At 55.3% G+C, this 2,659-nt stretch carries 1 rRNA gene; it reads right to left on the bottom strand.

Going from position 1 to position 2,659, the window contains the following annotated elements:
• A 23S ribosomal RNA gene (locus AAIL68_RS17085) occupies positions 1-2,590 on the bottom strand; the annotation flags it as partial.
• Positions 2,591-2,659 lie beyond the last annotated feature (69 nt).

The raw sequence follows: 2,659 nt of genomic DNA, 5'->3' as shown, positions 1-2,659 counted from the left end.
CAAGTCTCCAACACCCACGGCAGATAGGGACCGAACTGTCTCACGACGTTCTAAACCCAGCTCACGTACCTCTTTAAATGGCGAACAGCCATACCCTTGGGACCTGCTCCAGCCCCAGGATGAGATGAGCCGACATCGAGGTGCCAAACGATGCCGTCGATATGGACTCTTGGGCATCATCAGCCTGTTATCCCCAGCGTACCTTTTATCCGTTGAGCGATGGCCCTTCCACTCGGGACCACCGGATCACTATGGCCGTCTTTCGACTCTGCTCGACTTGTCAGTCTTGCAGTCAGGCTGGCTTCTGCCATTGCACTCAACGAGCGATTTCCGACCGCTCTGAGCCAACCTTCGCGCGCCTCCGTTACTGTTTGGGAGGCGACCGCCCCAGTCAAACTCCCCACCACGCAGGGTCCCGGACCCGGATAACGGGCCGCGGTTAGACATCAGAACAGCGAAGGGCGGTATCTCAAGGACGGCTCCACGGGAACTGGCGTCCCCGCTTCAAAGCCTACCGCCTATCCTGCACATCGCAATCCTGATGCCAGTGCGAAGTTGGAGTAAAGGTGCATGGGGTCTTTCCGTCTAACCGCGGGAAGTCTGCATCTTCACAGACAGTTCAATTTCGCTGAGTCCACGTTTGAGACAGCGGGGAAGTCGTTACGCCATTCGTGCAGGTCGGAACTTACCCGACAAGGAATTTCGCTACCTTAGGACCGTTATAGTTACGGCCGCCGTTTACCGGGGCTTCAATTCAAGGCTTGCACCTCTCCTTTTAACCTTCCGGCACCGGGCAGGCGTCAGACCCTATACGTCGTCTTGCGACTTCGCAGAGCCCTGTGTTTTTAGTAAACAGTCGCCACCCCCTGGTTTGTGCCCCCGGCCAATGGTTGCCCATCAACCGGGCCTCCTTCTCGCGAACTTACGGAGGTATTTTGCCGAGTTCCTTAAACGTGGTTCTCTCAAGCGCCTTGGTATTCTCTACCAGTCCACCTGTGTCGGTTTCGGGTACGGTCTTGTGGAGGGCTGTTTCCAGGAACCGCTCAGCTGCAAGGTCAATCCGATAAGACCTCACAACACCTGCGATCCGTCACCATCTCCTGGCCCAGGACTATTAACCTGGTTCCCATCGACTACGCCTTTCGGCCTCGCCTTAGGGGCCGGCTCACCCTGCTCAGATTAGCTTTAAGCAGGAACCCTTGGACTTTCGGCGACAGGGTCTCTCACCCTGTTTGTCGCTACTCATGTCAACATTCTCACTTCTGATCACTCCACCGGATGGCTCACGCCCCGGCTTCACAGTCAGAACAGTGCCTCCGTTGCATCGCAAGGATGCAAAAGAGGCAGCGTCCTCTATCACAGAACGCTCCGCTACCACGTGCATAAATGCACATCCAAAGCTTCGGCTCGTGGCTTGAGCCCCGTTACATCTTCGCCGCAAGACCTCTTGATTAGACCAGTGAGCTGTTACGCTATCTTTAAAGGATGGCTGCTTCTAAGCCAACCTCCTGGTTGTTTTGGAAGTCTCACATGCTTTCCCACTTAGCCACGAATTGGGGGCCTTAGCTGTTGGTCAGGGTTGTTTCCCTCTCCACGACGGACGTTAGCACCCGCCGTGTGTCTCCCGGATAGTCCTTCCTGGTATTCGGAGTTTGCTTAGACTCAGTAAGGCTGTGGGCCCCCATCATCCATGCAGTGCTCTACCCCCAGGAGGATACGTCCGAGGCGCTACCTAAATAGCTTTCGCGGAGAACCAGCTATCTCCAGATTTGATTGGCCTTTCACCCCTAGGCACAAGTCATCCCGACCTTTTTCAACAGGTGTGGGTTCGGACCTCCAGTTGGTGTTACCCAACCTTCATCCTGCTCATGCCTAGATCATCTGGTTTCGGGTCTGATCCATCTAACTCATGCGCCCATTTAAGACTCGCTTTCGCTGCGCCTCCACCTAACGGCTTAAGCTTGCTAGATAGACCAAGTCGTTGACCCATTATACAAAAGGTACGCCGTCAGGGGTCATGCCCCCTCCGACTGCTTGTAGGCGTCCGGTTTCAGAAACTGTTTCACTCCCCTCGTCGGGGTGCTTTTCACCTTTCCCTCACGGTACTGGTTCGCTATCGGTCAGCAAGGAGTACTTAGCCTTCGGGGGTGGTCCCCCGATCTTCAGACAGGATTTCACGTGTCCCGCCCTACTTGATACGTCCCATCAGACTTCCCATACGGGGCTGTCACCCGCTCTGGCCAGACTTTCCAGTCTGTTCTGGTCATCCTCAAGGCTCGGCTGGTCCGCGTTCGCTCGCCGCTACTGACGGAGTCTCTGGTTTGATTTCCTTTCCTCCGGGTACTTAGATGTTTCAGTTCCCCGGGTTCGCTTCTTGAACCCTATGTGTTCAGGTCCAAGATACCTGGTTTGCCCGATTGTTGATTGCCGCAAGCGGCAAACAACAACCAAGCATCAGGTGGGTTTCCCCATTCGGAGATCCATGGATCAAAGCCTATTCCCGGCTCCCCATGGCTTATCGCAGGGTATCACGTCCTTCATCGCCTCTTGCTGCCAAGGCATCCACCAAACGCCCTTATCGCGCTTGATTTGATCCGGAAGAAGAAAGACTTGGTCTTTCAAGGATGCGGCCTTTTGCTGCCCGCACCCCGTTCGCTTC

It is taken from the genome of Paracoccus sp. SSK6 (genome assembly GCF_039770665.1).
Taxonomy (GTDB): domain Bacteria; phylum Pseudomonadota; class Alphaproteobacteria; order Rhodobacterales; family Rhodobacteraceae; genus Paracoccus.
The sequence above is the reverse complement of the archived record's forward strand: the minus strand, read 5'-3'. Positions and strand labels throughout refer to the sequence as shown.